The sequence below is a fragment of the Flavobacterium columnare NBRC 100251 = ATCC 23463 genome, from assembly GCF_002530675.1.
In the GTDB taxonomy this organism is placed as follows: Bacteria; Bacteroidota; Bacteroidia; order Flavobacteriales; family Flavobacteriaceae; genus Flavobacterium; species Flavobacterium columnare.
The window spans coordinates 1-560 of the sequence record NZ_PCMX01000129.1 but is presented as its reverse complement, the minus strand read 5'-3'; the positions used below and the strand labels follow the sequence as shown (position 1 = coordinate 560).

1 protein-coding gene is annotated in these 560 nt (G+C 27.0%); it reads right to left on the bottom strand.

The annotated features are described in order from the left end of the window. Window positions 1-15: 15 nt before the first annotated feature. Window positions 16-372 carry a helix-turn-helix domain-containing protein gene (locus B0A78_RS13230; RefSeq protein WP_063743576.1) on the bottom strand — a complete coding sequence of 119 codons (357 nt, stop codon included), beginning with the start codon at window positions 370-372 and terminating at the stop codon, window positions 16-18. Window positions 373-560: the final 188 nt, after the last annotated feature.

The following is a 560-nucleotide window of genomic DNA, read 5'->3' as shown; positions in this document are numbered from 1 at the left end:
GTGTTTTTTTGTGGGTTAAAGATTGTCTAAAGCCTTTGTAAGATTGTTTTTAAGCCGTTTTCTGCTTACAGCTATATCAATGATATTGTAAATAGATTTTCGTTCTTCTTCGTCTAATTCTTCAATTAATTGTACCTTTTCTATAATGGTCTTTTCAAACGAATTAATATCAATCGTATCTTCTTCAAAAAACTGATATACTTTTACATTTAAAGCTTCTGCTATTTTTTCTAATGATGATACAGTAGGTTCTACTTTTCCACTTTCTATACGGCTGTATTGTGCTTGGTCTATTCCTATGGAAATGGCTACTTCTTTTTGAGAAAGGCTTCTTTCGGTTCTAAAAACACGTATTTTTTCTCCTATATTCATCATAAATGATTTTTGATACTACAAAAGTATATTTTTATGTGTTATAAAACAATTTAATTAAAATTAAAGATATTATATTATGATTTTAAAAGCATATTTATATACATTTGCAATATGATTTAAAACGCAAATTATTTTATGATGGAAAAATCAAACTTAAACACACAAAACCCCAACCACTACCTCTA

Coding starts and splice junctions, on each gene's coding strand:
- B0A78_RS13230 (WP_063743576.1), bottom strand. CDS start 372: ATGAATATAGGAGAAAAAATACGTGTTTTTAGAACCGAAAGAAGCCTT.